General features: G+C 39.0%; 7 protein-coding genes. 3 read left to right on the top strand and 4 right to left on the bottom strand.

What is annotated here, in order from left to right; all coding sequences use genetic code 11:
* Positions 1 to 177 precede the first annotated feature (177 nt).
* The 3 genes from AACU25_RS31205 to glcD form a co-directional block, all read right to left on the bottom strand.
* Complete coding sequence (locus AACU25_RS31205) at positions 178 to 747, bottom strand: hypothetical protein (protein ID WP_096582321.1); 570 nt, start codon at positions 745 to 747, stop codon at positions 178 to 180.
* Complete coding sequence (locus AACU25_RS31200; RefSeq protein WP_096582319.1) at positions 747 to 1,991, bottom strand: glycoside hydrolase family 10-like protein; 1,245 nt, start codon at positions 1,989 to 1,991, stop codon at positions 747 to 749. The genes AACU25_RS31205 and AACU25_RS31200 overlap by 1 nt, the downstream gene beginning before the upstream one ends.
* Positions 1,992 to 2,662: 671 nt before the next feature.
* Complete coding sequence (glcD, locus tag AACU25_RS31195) at positions 2,663 to 4,135, bottom strand: glycolate oxidase subunit GlcD (protein ID WP_096582317.1); 1,473 nt, start codon at positions 4,133 to 4,135, stop codon at positions 2,663 to 2,665.
* 989 nt (positions 4,136 to 5,124) lie between these two features.
* On the opposite strand from glcD, the gene AACU25_RS31190 reads away from it, so the two are divergent.
* Positions 5,125 to 10,833 (top strand): AAA family ATPase, encoded by a 5,709-nt coding sequence (locus tag AACU25_RS31190; RefSeq protein WP_096582315.1) that lies wholly within the window; start codon positions 5,125 to 5,127, stop codon positions 10,831 to 10,833.
* Positions 10,834 to 11,303: 470 nt separating this feature from the next.
* Positions 11,304 to 13,052: an adenylate/guanylate cyclase domain-containing protein gene (locus tag AACU25_RS31185; RefSeq protein WP_321206600.1), complete on the top strand. Its 1,749-nt coding sequence runs from the start codon at positions 11,304 to 11,306 to the stop codon at positions 13,050 to 13,052.
* Positions 13,053 to 13,191: 139 nt separating this feature from the next.
* Here AACU25_RS31185 and miaA read toward each other — a convergent pair whose 3' ends face one another.
* Positions 13,192 to 14,088 (bottom strand): tRNA (adenosine(37)-N6)-dimethylallyltransferase MiaA, encoded by an 897-nt coding sequence (gene miaA / locus AACU25_RS31180; RefSeq protein WP_096582311.1) that lies wholly within the window; start codon positions 14,086 to 14,088, stop codon positions 13,192 to 13,194.
* A 268-nt stretch (positions 14,089 to 14,356) separates the two neighbouring features.
* Between miaA and gyrB the strand changes: the two genes are divergently transcribed.
* Positions 14,357 to 16,294 (top strand): DNA topoisomerase (ATP-hydrolyzing) subunit B, encoded by a 1,938-nt coding sequence (gyrB, locus tag AACU25_RS31175; protein WP_096582309.1) that lies wholly within the window; start codon positions 14,357 to 14,359, stop codon positions 16,292 to 16,294.
* The last annotated feature ends 344 nt before the right edge of the window (positions 16,295 to 16,638 follow it).

Raw genomic sequence — 16,638 nt, 5'->3', positions numbered from 1 at the left:
AGTATAATCAAGGACTATTATGAATTATTGTGATTATTCTTAATAGGTGGGGCATTGGGCATTGGGCATTGGGCATTGGTAATTGGTAATTGGTAATTGGTAATTGGTGTTTGCCATTAATCATTTCTCCCCCTGCTCCCTGCCCCCTGCCCCCTTGCCTCATCCCCAACCCCCCAATCACTTCAACAACTTATAAGCATTCATCCCCGTCAAAATAGCAACCAGCAGCCAAGCGATCGCTAAACCGATGACTTCGCCTAGAAAAAACTGTGTGAGTTGGCGTAAAATCAAGCCAATAGCTGCACCGATGGGCAAGGCTATTGCCCAACTAAATGCACTAATAAATATCCAGCGCCAAGCTAAAGGAACTGATTGGTAAATAGCCCACCATTGAGCAAATCCAATGACGAAACCGCCAATTAACCCAGAAAGCGCCTCATAAAGCATCCTCGTCGGGAGTAAGTCAGTTGTGGGTACAATCCAACCTATAGCACCTATACCAATAATTGCGATCGCACCCCAACCCCCCATTGTGAACAATACCCACTTCAGGTAAAAGCTGGTATGGGTGAGCATGATAGTCTGAGCTAGTGCGATCGCTAATCCGCCAATCATCGCCTGTAATAAACCCAAATCTGGCTTTTCGCCAATTTCAATGAATAGCAGACTCACCAAAAAACCGCTCAAAGTGGCTATCGTCCACTGCAAAGTAAAGCTAAATTGAGTTTTTACAGGTACAAATAACATCAAATTTTCTTTGGTAGGAGAATTGGTGTCGCAGCTTTGGTGTTAAACATCTCTAGAAAAGCCCTGCGTCGCCTTTGGGGGGACTCTGGTGAGATATAACCCCATAAACTTTCCCAGTAGAAAAATGAGATACCATTAAATTTGCGATCGCGCGCTATCTTAACTTGTTCTTTGATTTGGGCTATCTCTACGGAATCGCGCAATGTGCCCGTTGATATCCCAATAGCTACAGGTATTTGACTGCGAGCAAATTCCACCGCAGGCTTTTCTAGTTCCCTAATAAAACTATTTTTGTTATCTCGATATACCTGTAAAATCAACTCATCTATTAAACCTTTTTTTACCCAATCTTCCCAATTTTGCAAATAATATTTGTAAGCAAAAGCTTGAGAGTTGGGAGACAAAGAAATTTTCACATAAGGTTTAACTGCTTTGACAGATTGATAAATTGCTGCCATGAAATCAGTCAATTTTTCGGATCGCCAACGCATCCATTCTGGGTTAAAAGGATTTTTTGGTGGACTTTTACCTTGGTGTTCTTGTTGGTAAAGTTCGATAGTAAAGGCATCGTAACCAAACTGTACTGGCATCCCAAAATGGTCGTCAAGCTGAATCCCATCCACATCATATTTACTGACAACTTCTACAATTAGTTCTTGAATAAATTCTTGAACTTGTGGATGCAAAGGATTAAGCCAAGCTAGTTTAGTAACATGATTATTACCAATTTCTTCCGGTGGAATTTCATTAATTGACCTTATACCCTCTTGCCCATTTGTTAGCCATTCCGGGTAACGTAGCGCTAATTGAGAATATGGTGGTGTCATAAACCCATATTCAAACCAAGGGACAATTCTGATACCTTGAAGTTTAGCAAGTTGAATTAACTCTGCTAAAACATCTTGTCCACCATGCATAATTTTGAGTAAAGGTTGAGTATCTGCACCTGTTACTCTTTTGGCAACTGCACTATTGTAAAAAGTATGTCCTCTGTTCCAAACTACAGGATAAATAGTATTAAAGTTAAGCGCTGAAAGTTGATTGACAGCGCGGTTAATACCCCAAGGGACAAAGAATACACCACTGGCAACATTAGTTAGCCAAACACCACGAATTTCGGTTGTAGTTGGAGGACTGGCTTTTTGGTAATAAACTGAATGAGAAGGAAGAGAAAATGCGATGAAGCATAATAATAATTCCAAACACAGCCAGTAACAAAAATAACGGCGGGCAAACCGATTCATTTATGGGCTTGACTTCGTTTTGAAGAGATAGAAAGGATAGAAGGAAAATATATAACTACAAATTCAATCTCCAGCTTCCGGATTATGTAGTTATAGCATCAACTTTAGCAAATATCTCAAAATCAAATTTGCTCAAATTTAACTATTTTAATCTTTGAGAATAACAAACATACTCATCCTTATCAAACAGTAAATATATGCAAAAAAAGCCTGGTTTAGCAGGCTTTTATACTATAGCAGTCCTCAAAGTTATTCGTCATCAGTTATTAAAGCTAGAATGACAAATTGCAGCATCAACAGAGATTTAGATCTGCCAAAAATCATACAAATTCAAATATTTTTTGCGTTATACCAATTTGAAAAAATAACGCGACAGATTGTAGGGGCAAGGCACTGCCTTGCCCTCTAGAATATATTGATGTGTCGCCAACATTATTTGAATTGGTATTACGTAAATTATGCGGGCGCAAAGCCAGACAATTGTAAGGACAAGGCAGTGCCTTGCCCCTACCAATGTATCTCATCGTAATTTCTACTAGAAATCTAGACTGAATACAACATAATTCTCATGATCAGGTCATCATTCAAAACTTTCTAATTGCTCAGTTTGCTTCGTAACTCGTAATTATCTTGCTTTTAATTACGAATTACGAATTACGAATTATTAATTATTAAAATCTCTCCATTCCTTCAAAATTTTTCGTGCTTACTGCATTTGCAGCTTCTCCACAAGTGCGTGGTGTAGGAAATATCTTGTCTGGATTAGCTAACCCTTTAGGATTAAAAACTTGCCTTACCCATTGCATAGTTTCTAAATCCACTGAGCTAAACATATCTGGCATATAGCATTTTTTATCTGCACCAATACCATGTTCGCCCGAAATACTACCGCCGACTTTCACGCAAAGCTTGAGAATTTCTCCTCCTAATTCTTCAACTTTTTCTAATGCCCCATGTATGGAGTTATCGTAAAGAATTAGTGGGTGCAGATTACCATCTCCCGCATGAAATACATTGGCAACTCGATAACCAAATTTTTGGCTTAATGCCTCAATTTCTTGTAACACATAGGGTAACTGAGTTCGAGGAATTACGCCATCTTGCACATAATAATCTGGACTTAAATGTCCCGCAGCCGCAAAAGCAGCTTTCCGCCCTTTCCAAAGTTTTAATCGCGTTTCGGGATCACTGGCAGAAGTGACACTACGCGCCCCGTTTTGTTTACAAATTTCTATTACCCGTTGTTTATTACCTGCTACTTCTACTTCTAAACCATCGATTTCAATTAGCAAAATTGCTGTAGCATCGCGGGGATAACAATTAGTTGCTACCACATCTTCCACAGCATTAATACTAAAGTTATCCATCATTTCCATACCACCAGGAATAATCCCCGCACTGATGATATCGGAAACAGCAGCACCAGCAGCTTCAACACTCGTAAAGTCTGCTAACAATACACAAATTGATTCTGCAGTTTTGAGAATTTTCAGGGTAATTTCTGTAGCAATCCCCAAAGTACCTTCTGAACCCACAAATATACCTGTTAAATCATAACCAGGCATTTCAGGAATTTGTCCCCCTACATCTACAATCTCACCATCAGGAAGCACTAATTTTAATCCCAAAACATGGTTAGTAGTTACACCATATTTCAGACAATGCACGCCCCCAGAATTTTCGGCGATATTGCCGCCAATTGAACAGATAATTTGGCTAGAGGGGTCTGGTGCATAATAAAAACCTGCACCACTTACTGCTTGTGTTACCCAGCTATTAATTACTCCTGGTTGCACAACAGCACGTTGATTTTCTAAATCAATGCTGAGTATTTGCCGCATTAAAGAAGTAACAATTAAAACTGAATCTTCCCCAGGCAAAGCGCCACCAGATAACCCAGTCCCAGAACCCCGCGCAATGAAGGGAAGAGAGTATTGGTTGCATATCTTTACCGCCGCTGCAACCTGTTCTGTAGTTCTGGGAAGTACAACTACCGCCGGACGCTGACGATAGCCTGTTAAACCATCGCATTCATAAGTAATTAGTTCCTCACGGCGTTGCACTACACCATTTTTACCCAGAACAGCCTCAAATGCTTGAATAATAGGTTTCCAGTTACGTTGTTGTTTGTCTTGGGTGAGCATAACTTTTTTCTGATAGGGGTAGGATGCAATACTTGTCGGTTAAGGGCAAAAGGGGTAAGAAAAAGCCTTTAACCCTTACCCTTTCACCTTTTCCCCAAACCAAATTAAGAGTTGACAATCCTTAACCGAGCAGTATTGGGGTAGGATGCAGTCCAGGTTAAGCACCTGAGCCTGCAATTGCATGGCTCATACAAGAATATTGTGACAGGAGTTACAAGAGTGCGATCGCCTTTTTTGCATTTATTGCGTACTAGATCACAACAATACGCTTGGGTTAAACTCATTTATTAAAAAAGCTAGCTCAATTGGGGGATTCTCCCCCAAACCCCCGATTGGGTGACGGTTGCGTCCCCCAAACCCCCTCCAAAAGTATTGTTCTGTTTTTTTTGTTGAGTAACTAGTTTTTTGGTTTTGTTATCAATTAATTTTCTTAACTGAACTGTATTTGCTTTTAACCTACTTCATCATCGCTATTGATTAGAGAAAACTTTTTTAATCGGCATTATGCTTGTCTTGTGTGTTTTTGATTATCAAATTATGATTATCATGATTTGATAATCAAGCTAATATCATTTATTCAGTTTTTCATTACTAAGAAAATTTGCAAATCAATACTTTTATTAAACTTCTCTCATCTACTTTTTTTAAATTCCATAAACATATTTGATAAACAGTATTAAAAACTACATTTTAAGGTTTGTTTATTAAATTCGTTATGCAAGTGATTACTTAACATTAATCACTTGATAACTGATAGATAACTCTTCACGGATTAACTGTTTGTAAATATTCTTTAGCGCTATTGCAAAAGCTTTCCCAACATAAACACTCTTTAGTCAGTGTTCTTAAAGCTTACAAGCGTTAAGATGAAAAATTTTCCAATCATCTGCCCAAATGGTTGATGTTCCAATATTGAGGAATTGATTGTGATTCCTCAATATTGAAAATCAAAAAATAGGTAATACTTATTGGGAGTCAAGAATACAACTATGATTACAGTTTCAGGGCATCAAATTCTAGAAACTATTTATGTAGGGTCAAAAACGGTTATTTATCGGGGCTTTAGACTAGGGGATCAACAACCAATAATTGTGAAGGTGGTTAACAACGAATATCCCACTCTTAATGATATCGCCAGATTGAAGCATGAATATGACATCACCCAATTTCTGAATATGCCAGGAATTGTCAAGTCTTATTGCTTGAAAAATACTAATGGCTCTCTAGCATTGATATTAGAAGATTTTGGAGGAGAATCGCTATATCAATATATTCAAATAAAAACCCTAAAAATCACAGAATTTTTGACAATTGCCATTAAATTAGTAGATATTTTAGGCGAATTATTCAAAAAACGAATTATTCATCAGGACATTAAGCCACACAATATTATTATTAGCTCGCAAACTGGCGAGATCAAAATTACAGATTTTGCGATCGCTTCCCGAGTTTCTAGAGAAACCCAGTTCATCTGTAATCTCAATCGTTTGGAAGGGACATTAGCTTATATGTCGCCAGAACAAACAGGAAGGATGAATAGATCAATAGACTATCGGACTGACTTTTACTCTTTAGGTGTCACCTTTTATGAAATGCTCACCCAGCATTTGCCATTTGAAACTAACGATGCAATGGAGTTGGTTCATTGTCATATTGCAAAACAGCCACTACCACCTCATGAATTGAATTCGGATATTCCTGAAACAATTTCCGCTATTATCTTGAAATTGTTAGCCAAAACGCCGGAAGAAAGATATCAAAGTAGCTATGGATTGAGAGGCGATTTGCAAAAATGCCTCAATCAATTATGCGAAACTAAGCAAATTTCATACTTTCCATTAGGGCAGCAAGATATTTCACCAATCTTTCAAATTCCTCAAAAATTATATGGCAGAGATAGAGAAATTGCCACCTTGTTAGCTGCTTGTGAACGAGTACTAGGGGGAGATAGAGACAAATTATGCTTATATTCCCCATCTGGCTATTCAGAAATGATGCTTATATCTGGTTATTCTGGTATCGGCAAATCAGCATTAGTACAAGAAGTTTATCAACCAATTACTAAGCACAAAGGATACTTTATTTCTGGTAAGTGTGACCAATTGCAGAGGAATATTCCCTATGCTTCTATAATTCAGGCATTTCAAAAATTAATTCGCCAGTTGTTGACAGAATCTGATGCCCAAATTGCAGTTTGGCGGGTAAAAATTTTAGCTGCTTTATCGACTAATTGCCAGGTGATTATTAATGTAATTCCTGAAATCGAACTAATTGTAGGTCAACAGCCTGCTGTAGCAGAACTAGGGGTAGTAGAATCACAAAATCGCTTTAATAGAGTCTTGCAAAACTTCATCCATATATTTAGTAAACCTGAACACCCTTTAGTACTTTTTTTAGATGATTTACAATGGGCAGATTCTGCTTCCTTAAAACTGATCCAATTGCTGATGACAGAAGCAAATAGTCATTATTTATTTCTCATAGGTGCCTATCGAGATAAAGAAGTTAATGCAACTCATCCATTAATGTTGACATTAAAAGAAATTCAAAAGCACAATCATAAAAGCAATTGTGGTAACAATCTTTTTCCTAAGCTCAATCATATCTCTCTTTCTCCGTTAAATTTAGCTCATATTACGCAGTTAATTACAGAAACTCTACATTGTGAGCAATCGAGAGCCATGCCATTAGCGGAACTGGTTGTTGAGAAAACTCATGGTAATCCTTTTTTTGTGAATGAGTTCTTGAAATCTTTATACACACAAGAACTAGTAGAATTTGATTTTGATCAAGGAGTATGGCAGTGGAATATAGCGGATATTCAAGCTGCACCCATTACAAATAATGTTGTTGATTTAATGGCAGATAAAATTCAAAGACTCTCTGCTCAGACTCAACAAATTTTAAAGCTAGCGGCTTGTATTGGGTATCAATTTGATTTGCAAACCCTATCCATTGTCTATAAAAAAACTGCGATCGCAACTGCTAGTGATTTATGGGAAGCAATTGAGTCAGGGCTAATTCTGCCTTTGGGAAATGAGGATCAACTGCTGAGGACTGAGGATTGGATCAAGCAAGAGACAGAAACAGAGTCAAAATTTGCTGTTTCTCATCTCCCAGCTTTGATATCTTACAAATTCTTGCACGATCGCGTACAGCAAGCTGCTGATTGCTTAATTCCCGAAGACCAAAAACAAATAGTACATCTACAAGTAGGGCAACTACTGCTCAAAAATAATCAATGTGCACGAGAAGAAAAAATTTTTGATATTGTCAATCAACTCAATTTTGGAATGCAATTGATTACTAATCAATCAGAAAAGTATGAATTGGCAGAATTAAATCTCTGTGCTGGTAAAAAATCCAAACTATCCGCCGCCTATAATTCGGCAATGAATTACTTGCGAAATGGCATGAAGCTGTTAGGTAATTGTAGCTGGGAGGAGCAATATGAACTAACACTAGCACTTTATCAAGAAGCCGTCGAAGCAGCCTACATCAATGGCGAGTTTGCAGAGATGGAGCGTTATATGCAAATAGTTTTACAACAAGCAAAGACTGTGCTTGATAAAGTAAAAGTCTATGAAATTAAAATCCAATTTTGTGCTGCTCGTAATAAGATGCAGGGAACGATAGAAACAACCTTAGAAATTTTAGATTTACTAGAAATTAGGTTTCCACAAAATCCCAGTAAATTAGATGTTCAACAGAGTTATACAGAAACAAAATATGCATTAGCTGGTAAAGAACCTCTGGATTTACTTGACCTACCAGAAATGACAGATCCCTATAAAATAGCCGCTCTCCGGCTAATGTCAAATGTGACTATTAGTGCTTACAATACAGCGCCGATCATCTTTCAATTGATGACTCTGCAACAAGTGAAGCTATTAGTTCAGTATGGTAATTCTGCAGTTGCTGCTTCATCTTATGCTTGGTATGGCTTATTTTTGTCTGGGATTGTGGATGATATTGATACAGGTTATGAGTTTGGTCAATTGGCATTAAAGATTTTAGATAAATTCGATGCTAAAGAATTTCAAGCTAAGACTTTTTTTGCCTTTAATATCTTTATTATGCCGTGGAAATTCCATGTTAAAGAAACACTAAAACCCTTACTTAGTAGTTATCAAATCGGTATAGAAATGGCAGATTTTGAATATGCTGCCCGAGCGGCTTTACATTATGGTTGCCATTCTTATCTCGCAGGGTATCCATTGGTAGAAACTGAACAGGATATGTCAAAATACAGCCATTTAATGCTGGAATTAAAACAGGAATCAGTACTTTGTAAGAATGAAATAATTCGTCGCTCTATTTTGAAATTACTGGACAGATTTGAACCCACAGTTGGTTGTAACTGCGGGGATTTTAATGATGAAAAACTCTTAAAATTTCTGCTAGAAGCTAATCTATGTAACACAATTTTTGTTTTGGCAATTAACAGACTGATAGTTAGTTACTTACTGCAAGATTTTCCACTAGTAAATAAATATGCTGTGCTAGCAGAAACATACCTAGATAGTGGATGTGCATTTATTCTCGGAGCTATATTTAATTTTTATGAGTCTTTATACCAACTAGCTATATATGCAGAGGCTGAAAGCGATGAAAAAGTCCAGATATTAGATAAAGTACATACTAACCAACAAAAAATGCAAATCTGGGCATACCATGCACCGATGAATTTCTTACAGAAGTATCATTTAGTGGCAGCAGAAAAGCATCGAGTTCTGGGTGAAGATATTCAGGCAATAGACAACTATAATCGCGCCATAGAATTGTCTAGAGAACATGAATATTTACAAGAAGAAGCTTTAGCAAATGAACTAGCAGCCAAATTTTATTTAACAAAAGGCATGACCAAAATTGCTCAGGTTTACATGGTGGATGCCCATTATTGTTATCAGCGATGGGGAGCGCTCGCCAAAGTTAGACAGTTAGAAGAGACCTATTCTCATCTGCTTATATGGCAATCTAGTAGTTTTGAAAAAGCACGTACCAGCATCAGTCAAACTCTTAATAGGCTGACAACTTCCGCAACTTCTTCTAGCAGTGATAGTGGTGTTGCTGAAGCGCTAGACTTGGCAACTGTAATCAAAGCTTCCCAAGCGATCGCAGGTGAAATTGTCTTGGAGAATTTACTAGCGAAATTGATGGCGATCGTGATTGAAAATGCGGGAGCAACTAAAGGTGTTTTAATCCTCTGCCAAAACGGTGAACTGTGGATTAAAGCTGTCAAAGAAGTGGGTAGCGATACTGTCAAAGTTCTGCAATCATTGCCAGTGGATCACAGCGATGTGCTACCAACAGTCATCGTCAATTATGTAGCTAGAACCCAGTCGGATGTCGTCCTTAGCAATGCTACTTGTGAAGGGCTATTTATTAAAGATATTTTGATTCAGGAAAATCAACCCCAATCAGTTCTTTGTACTCCCATCCTAAATCAAGGCAAACTTATGGGTGTATTGTATTTGGAAAATCACCTAACCACAGGTGCATTTACGGAAAATCACCTGGAAGTTTTAAAAATTTTATCTTCTCAAGCCGCTATTTCCATTGAAAATGCACTGCTCTACCAAACTCTAGAACAAAAAGTACAGGAACGCACTACCCAACTGGCTCAAGCCAATATGGACTTAGAAAAACGGAATTTACTGATTCGTCAAGTGTTTGGACGTTATTTAAGTGATGATATTGTCGCCAATTTGCTAGAAAGCCCAGAAAGATTGAAACTTGGCGGCGATAGAAGAAAAATGACGATCCTGACTTCCGATTTAAGAGGATTTACAGCCATCTCAGAGCGATCGCAACCAGAAGAAGTCATTAGTATCCTCAACATCTATTTTGAATACATGGCAGATGTCATTACCAAGTATCAGGGAAGCATTAATGAGTTCATGGGTGATGGAATTTTGGTGCTATTTGGTGCTCCTACGCCTAGAGAAGATGACGCGCTAAGAGCAGTAGCTTGTGCTTGTGCTATGCAGTTGGCGATGGATGCTGTGAATGAAAAGTTGAAGTATTTAAATTTCCCTCAACTAGACATGGGTATTGGTATCAATACAGGTTTGGTAATTTTGGGAAATATTGGCTCAGAGAAACGTACTAAGTATGGTATTGTCGGCAGTCAAGTAAATCTAGCTTACCGGATTGAATCTTACAGTCTAGGGGGTGAGATTCTGATTTCAGAACAAACATTACAAGAAGTTGGCTCTATTGTCAGAATCAACGGGCAAAAGCAAGTACATCCTAAAGGAGTGAAACAACTAATTAATATTTACTGTGTTGACGGTATTGGCAAACCATACAACCTTTTTCTACCCAGAGAAGAAGAAATATTCTTCACTCTGACTGAAATCATCCCTATCCAGTACGCCATGATTGAGGAAAAGCATATTAATGAAACTATGTTTCAGGGAAGTGTAATCCAAATCTCAGAAAAGGGAGCTAAAGTCTACTGCGATCATGTATCTGAGGGTTGTTTACCACCTGCACAAACAAACATTAAACTCAACTTGTTAGTACCAAATATTCCAGCAGAACTGCAAGAAGATATATATGCTAAAGTATCGGAAAATTTAGCAGATTCCCGGAGTTTTTATCTTCATTTTTCTAGAAAATCTCTAGCTTTAGAGATGATGCGTTGGGCGAAATTAAGTCAAAAAATCTGCTTGTTTCCTAGCTCAGTTAACTAAACTATAAATAACACTTGCAATAATCAGCGTTGCAGATATTTATCAAAGAATAGAAAACTTCACATTCGTAGATATTGCCAGAAAAAAATACAAATACAACAGTTAGCAGTTTTAGCAAGTAAATGTAGATAAATTACATAGGACTTACGCGAGTGTCACATTTTTTTCGTTTAGGCTGTCAAAAGTCCAAAAGACCTGAATTTTTGACCCTTGACTCTTGACGCTTGACTCTTAAATCAGAAGATGTGTGTACCAGTTGCGTAAGTCCTGTTACATATAACTTATCTACAATGTTTCTTGAGATATATTAATAGTTTGTGAAAAAATAAAGTAATAAATAGTACTCAAATTTAGCGATGAATACGTTTATTTCTCGCGTATGGCGATTTTTCCTCAGTCTGCTTTTTAAACAAACTGTTTTGATTCTTCTGCTCTTATTCTCTATTGGAGTAGGTGTAGCGTTGGCAAATATGTCTAGTCTTTCGACTAGCCTCATAAAATCCCAAGCACTGATGAATGCCGAATTGCAAGCAAAATCAATAATTGATGCTTGGAATCTTTACAGTAGTGCAGGTGCCGATCGCGCCAGAAAAGTTAAGGGAATTAGCGTCATCCACAACTACCTGATCAAAGAAGGTGCAATTCCCCCACCTGCAACTTACGCCATTGAACTCGGAAAAAACATCAGCGAACAAAAAGCGGGGATGGCAGTCAGGTTATACAGTGATTACCCCTATCCCTGGCGAAAAGCTGAAGGTGGGCCCAGAGATGATTTTGAGAAACAGGCACTTACCTACTTAAGACAACATCCTGAAGAGAACAATTTTTCTCGTCTTGAAAAACAAGATGGTCGTAGCTTATGGCGATATGGGCAATCTGTACGTATGGAGGCTAGCTGCGTCGCTTGTCACGACAGTGATCCTAATAGTCCAAAACGCGATTGGCAAGTAGGAGACGTGCGGGGAGTTTTGGCGATTACTCAATCTCTAGACAGTTTTACAGAAAAAACTAATAAAAGTTTGCAAACAACATTTGTGATGTTGGGAGGATTATCTGTACTAGGACTAGCTGGGTTAACCTTGGTTATTAGTAGGTTGCGTCAAACAACTAGAGAATTAGAAGTGCGTGTCACAGAACGCACGGCTGATTTAGCTCAAGCCAATACAGATTTAGAAAAAAGAAATTCCCTAATTCGCCAAGTGTTTGGCCGTTATCTGAGTGATGAAATTGTCGCCAACTTGTTAGATAGTCCCGAAGGATTGAAACTTGGGGGTGAGAGGCGGAGAATTACAATCCTGACTTCTGATTTAAGAGGATTCACCGCCATCTCAGAGCGATCGCAACCAGAAGAAGTCATCACAATCCTTAACATCTATTTAGAATACATGGCTGATGTCATTACCCAGTACCAAGGAACTATTAATGAATTCATGGGTGATGGCATTTTGGTGCTATTTGGCGCGCCTATGCCCAAAGAAGATGATGCTGCTAAAGCAGTAGCTTGTGCTTGTGCCATGCAATTAGCCATGACTGCTGTTAATGAAAGGTTACAACATTTAGGTTTTCCTCAACTAGACATGGGAATTGGGATTAATACTGGACTTGTTATTTTAGGTAATATCGGCTCACAAAAACGCACTAAATATGGTGTCGTGGGTAGTCAGGTAAACCTTACTTATCGCATTGAATCTTACACAACAGGAGGTGAAGTTTTAATATCTGATGAAACATTAAAAGCTGCTGGCTCAATTGTGCAATTAAGTGGAAATAGACAAGTACAGCCAAAAGGAGTAAAACAGCCAATTACTGTACACCAAGTTTATGGAATTAGCGGAGATTACAATCTTTTTCTATCTATAGAAGCAGAGGAATTTTTACCACTCTCAGGCATCATACCTATACAATATGCGTTGTTAGAAGAAAAGCATATTAGCACAACTATATATCAAGGAAGTATAGTTGAACTCTCAGCTAAGGGTGCTAAAATTCGCATGGAAAACGCACCAGAAGTTTCTCCACCACCAGCACAGACTAATATCAAACTCAAATTATTAGTACCAAACATCCCTCCAGAGCTTCAAGAAGATATATATGCCAAGGTGTTTGATAAACCAGTAGAAAATGGCAGTTTTTATATTCATTTCACTGCTAAACCGCCTGCTATCCAAGCTAGATTAGACGCTATATACCAATCTCTAAAAGGAGCAGCACAATCATGAATAAATTTATTTTTTGCTTAATCAATGACTTTGTTATGCCCTGCAATTAAGAAATTTTTAATTACGAATTACGAACTACGAATTACAAATTACGAATTACGAACTACGAATTACGAATTACGAATTAGTAATTCCTTTTTCATTTGTCCATAAACTCCTCCACACGCCGCAAAACTTTAGCGAATAAATCAGCATCATTGGCATCAAACCATTCAATTTGGGGATAGGCGCGAAACCAAGTCCGTTGTCGCTTGGCAAATTGCCGCGTATGTAAAACTATTAATTCTTGAGCTTCCTCTAAAGAAATTTCCCCAGCTAAATATTGCTTAATTTCTTGATAACCTAAAGTGTTTAATAAAGGTAAATCAGCACCATATTTCTGGCAAAGATAATCGACCTCAGCCACTAATCCCTCTTTGATCATCTGCTCAGTACGCTGGTGAATGCGTAGGCGTAACGCGTCAGTAGCGCAATCTAAGCCAATTTGTAAAATTGGGTAATTTGGCGGATTCTCCCCTTGTAGGTCAGAAATAGGGATTCCCGTCACATAATATACTTCTAAAGCCCTTAAAGTCCGTACAGGGTCATGGGGATGAATTTTTTGAGCAGCAACCGGATCAACTTGTTGCAACATAGCGTAAAGTTGATTTTGACCAAGTTCTGTGAGTTGCGATCGCAGTTCTAATTGCGGTGCCACTCGCGGAATTTTCATGCCTTGAACAATAGAACGTATGTATAAACCTGTGCCTCCAACCATTAATAGGGGAGAATTAGCAACAGAAGTAATTAACGCTTGTGCTTGTTCTTGGTAATCTGCTACCGTCATCGTGTTTGTTGGCGCGCAGATATCTATTAAATAGTGCGGCACTAATTTTTGTTCCGCTAATGTCGGTTTAGCTGTGCCAATATTAAACTCGCGATAAACTTGGCGAGAATCAGCACTGAGAATCACAGTCTCCAAGTGCATAGCTAAAGCCAAACCCAAACCCGACTTCCCCGTTGCCGTCGCTCCACAAATTACAACTAATTTAGTCATTGGTTATTTGTCATTTGGTAATTGGTAATTGGTAATTGGTAATTGGTAATTGTTCCCCTTTTATCCCTTTCTCCTTTCCCCCTTCCCCGTTCCCCCTCATCCCCAATCCCCAATCCCCAGTCCCCAATCCCAGGGGTGCAGCCCCTGTATAAACCTCCCACAAAATTGCCCTACAGACGCTAGCAAGGCTGATGTGTTAGAATTTTGGAGTGATTTGACTTTTTTAGCCTTTTGGCGATTTTCAACCCCACGCATCAGGAGAATTTTCATGACGAGCAGTTACAGTGCCGATCAGATTCAAGTTCTGGAAGGTCTGGAAGCCGTCCGCAAACGACCAGGTATGTACATCGGTTCCACTGGCCCGCGGGGACTCCATCATTTAGTTTACGAGGTGGTGGATAACTCGGTTGATGAGGCTTTAGCTGGTTATTGCACTCATGTGGAAGTGGATATCAACGCTGACGGCTCTGTTACTGTAACAGATGATGGGCGGGGTATTCCTACTGATATTCACCCAAAAACCGGAAAATCAGCGTTGGAAACTGTGTTAACAGTGTTACACGCCGGGGGTAAGTTTGGCGGTGGCGGCTACAAAGTTTCTGGAGGTTTACACGGGGTAGGGATTTCTGTAGTTAACGCCCTGTCTGAGTTTGTTGAGGTGACAGTTTGGCGGGATAAAAAGGTTCATCTCCAGCGTTATGAACGAGGTATCCCTGCTTCTGACCTGCAAACCAAGGCTTACAAGGAAGCGAGAACCGGAACTTCTGTTACCTTCAAGCCTGATACTCAAATCTTCACTACAGGCATTGAGTTTGATTACATTACTTTAGCGGGTCGCTTGCGGGAACTGGCTTATCTGAATGCAGGTGTCAAAATTACATTTACTGACAACCGCCTGGAATTACTCAAAAGCGATACTCCCAAGGTAGAAACCTACGAATATAAGGGCGGGATCAAAGAATATATTGCCTACATGAACCGCGAGAAGCAGCCTCTGCATGAAGAAATTATTTATGTGCAGGGTGAACGTAATAATGTTCAAGTAGAAGTAGCTTTGCAGTGGTGTACTGATGCTTATACAGATAATGTTCTAGGGTTTGCTAATAATATTCGTACAGTTGATGGTGGTACGCATTTAGAAGGCTTAAAGGCAGTTCTGACACGGACACTTAATGCGATCGCGCGCAAGCGGAACAAAATTAAAGAAAATGAAGCCAATCTTAGTGGTGAACACGTCCGTGAAGGACTGACAGCAGTAATTTCTGTCAAAGTTCCCGATCCCGAATTTGAAGGACAAACCAAAACTAAACTGGGTAATACAGAAGTTCGCGGGATTGTTGATTCTTTGGTTGGGGAAGTCCTCACCGAATACCTAGAATTTCACCCCGGTGTAGCTGATGCAGTTTTAGATAAAGCTATCCAAGCCTTTAAAGCCGCCGAAGCCGCCCGTCATGCACGGGAGTTAGTGCGCCGCAAATCGGTGCTAGAATCCTCGCCTTTACCTGGTAAATTGGCAGATTGCAGTTCTCGCGATCCTAGCGAATCGGAAATTTATATTGTAGAAGGCGATTCTGCAGGTGGTAGTGCTAAACAAGGACGCGATCGCCGTACTCAAGCCATCCTTCCCCTACGCGGTAAAATCCTCAATATTGAGAAAACTGACGACTCCAAAATTTATAAAAATAATGAAGTCCAAGCGTTAATTACAGCACTAGGTTTAGGTGTCAAAGGTGAAGAATTCGACGCTTCGCAGTTGCGCTATCATCGCATAGTAATTATGACTGACGCTGACGTGGATGGAGCGCATATCCGTACACTGTTGTTAACATTTTTCTATCGGTATCAGCGAGCGTTAATTGAGCAGGGCTTCATTTATATTGCTTGTCCTCCACTTTATAAATTAGAACGAGGACGCAATCATGAGTACTGCTATAGCGATCGCGAATTACAACAAAAGATTGCTGCCTTTCCTAGCAATGCCAACTACACTATCCAACGGTTTAAAGGGTTGGGAGAAATGATGCCAGAACAACTCTGGACAACGACAATGAACCCCGAAACCCGCAAAATGAAGCAAGTAGAGATTGAGGATGCGGCTGAAGCTGATCGCATTTTTACAATTTTAATGGGCGATCGCGTCGCACCCCGAAGGGAATTTATCGAAACCTATGGTTCTAAACTGAATTTAACGGATCTAGATATCTAATAAGTTGTGACGTGAATCAGCTATTCAAGAGTTAAAGTTGCCGGAAATTTGAACTCTTGAGTACCAAGCAGGAAAAATTAAGTGCAATTTTGTTTGTTTATTAACTTATTGCACTTTTTCAGTCCTATAGGTTAATAAACCACATTGCCAGGCGCGTTAATCGCGCCTTTTATAATTACTCTCAGATTTTTTCCGTATAGCACGCATCCAAAAGCTATATAGTTAATGATGAGAATAGTTGATAAAATACATAAACTTTAATCACAAAAATAATAAAATTCACGAAAACTTCACATTACATGGAAAGTTTTGTTTGTCAAGCTATATCTTTTATTCTCAGTAGT

This window comes from Tolypothrix tenuis PCC 7101 (genome assembly GCF_963874875.1).
GTDB classification, from domain to species: Bacteria; Cyanobacteriota; Cyanobacteriia; order Cyanobacteriales; family Nostocaceae; genus Aulosira; species Aulosira tenue.
The sequence above is the reverse complement of the archived record's forward strand: the minus strand, read 5'-3'. Positions and strand labels throughout refer to the sequence as shown.

Excerpts from the sequence above, each read along its gene's own strand:
- AACU25_RS31185 (WP_321206600.1), top strand. The coding sequence starts at position 11,304 with ATGTCTAGTCTTTCGACTAGCCTCATAAAATCCCAAGCACTGATGAAT.
- AACU25_RS31205 (WP_096582321.1), bottom strand. The coding sequence starts at position 747 with ATGTTATTTGTACCTGTAAAAACTCAATTTAGCTTTACTTTGCAGTGG.
- gyrB (WP_096582309.1), top strand. The coding sequence starts at position 14,357 with ATGACGAGCAGTTACAGTGCCGATCAGATTCAAGTTCTGGAAGGTCTG.
- AACU25_RS31190 (WP_096582315.1), top strand. The coding sequence starts at position 5,125 with ATGATTACAGTTTCAGGGCATCAAATTCTAGAAACTATTTATGTAGGG.
- miaA (WP_096582311.1), bottom strand. The coding sequence starts at position 14,088 with ATGACTAAATTAGTTGTAATTTGTGGAGCGACGGCAACGGGGAAGTCG.
- AACU25_RS31200 (WP_096582319.1), bottom strand. The coding sequence starts at position 1,991 with ATGAATCGGTTTGCCCGCCGTTATTTTTGTTACTGGCTGTGTTTGGAA.
- glcD (WP_096582317.1), bottom strand. The coding sequence starts at position 4,135 with ATGCTCACCCAAGACAAACAACAACGTAACTGGAAACCTATTATTCAA.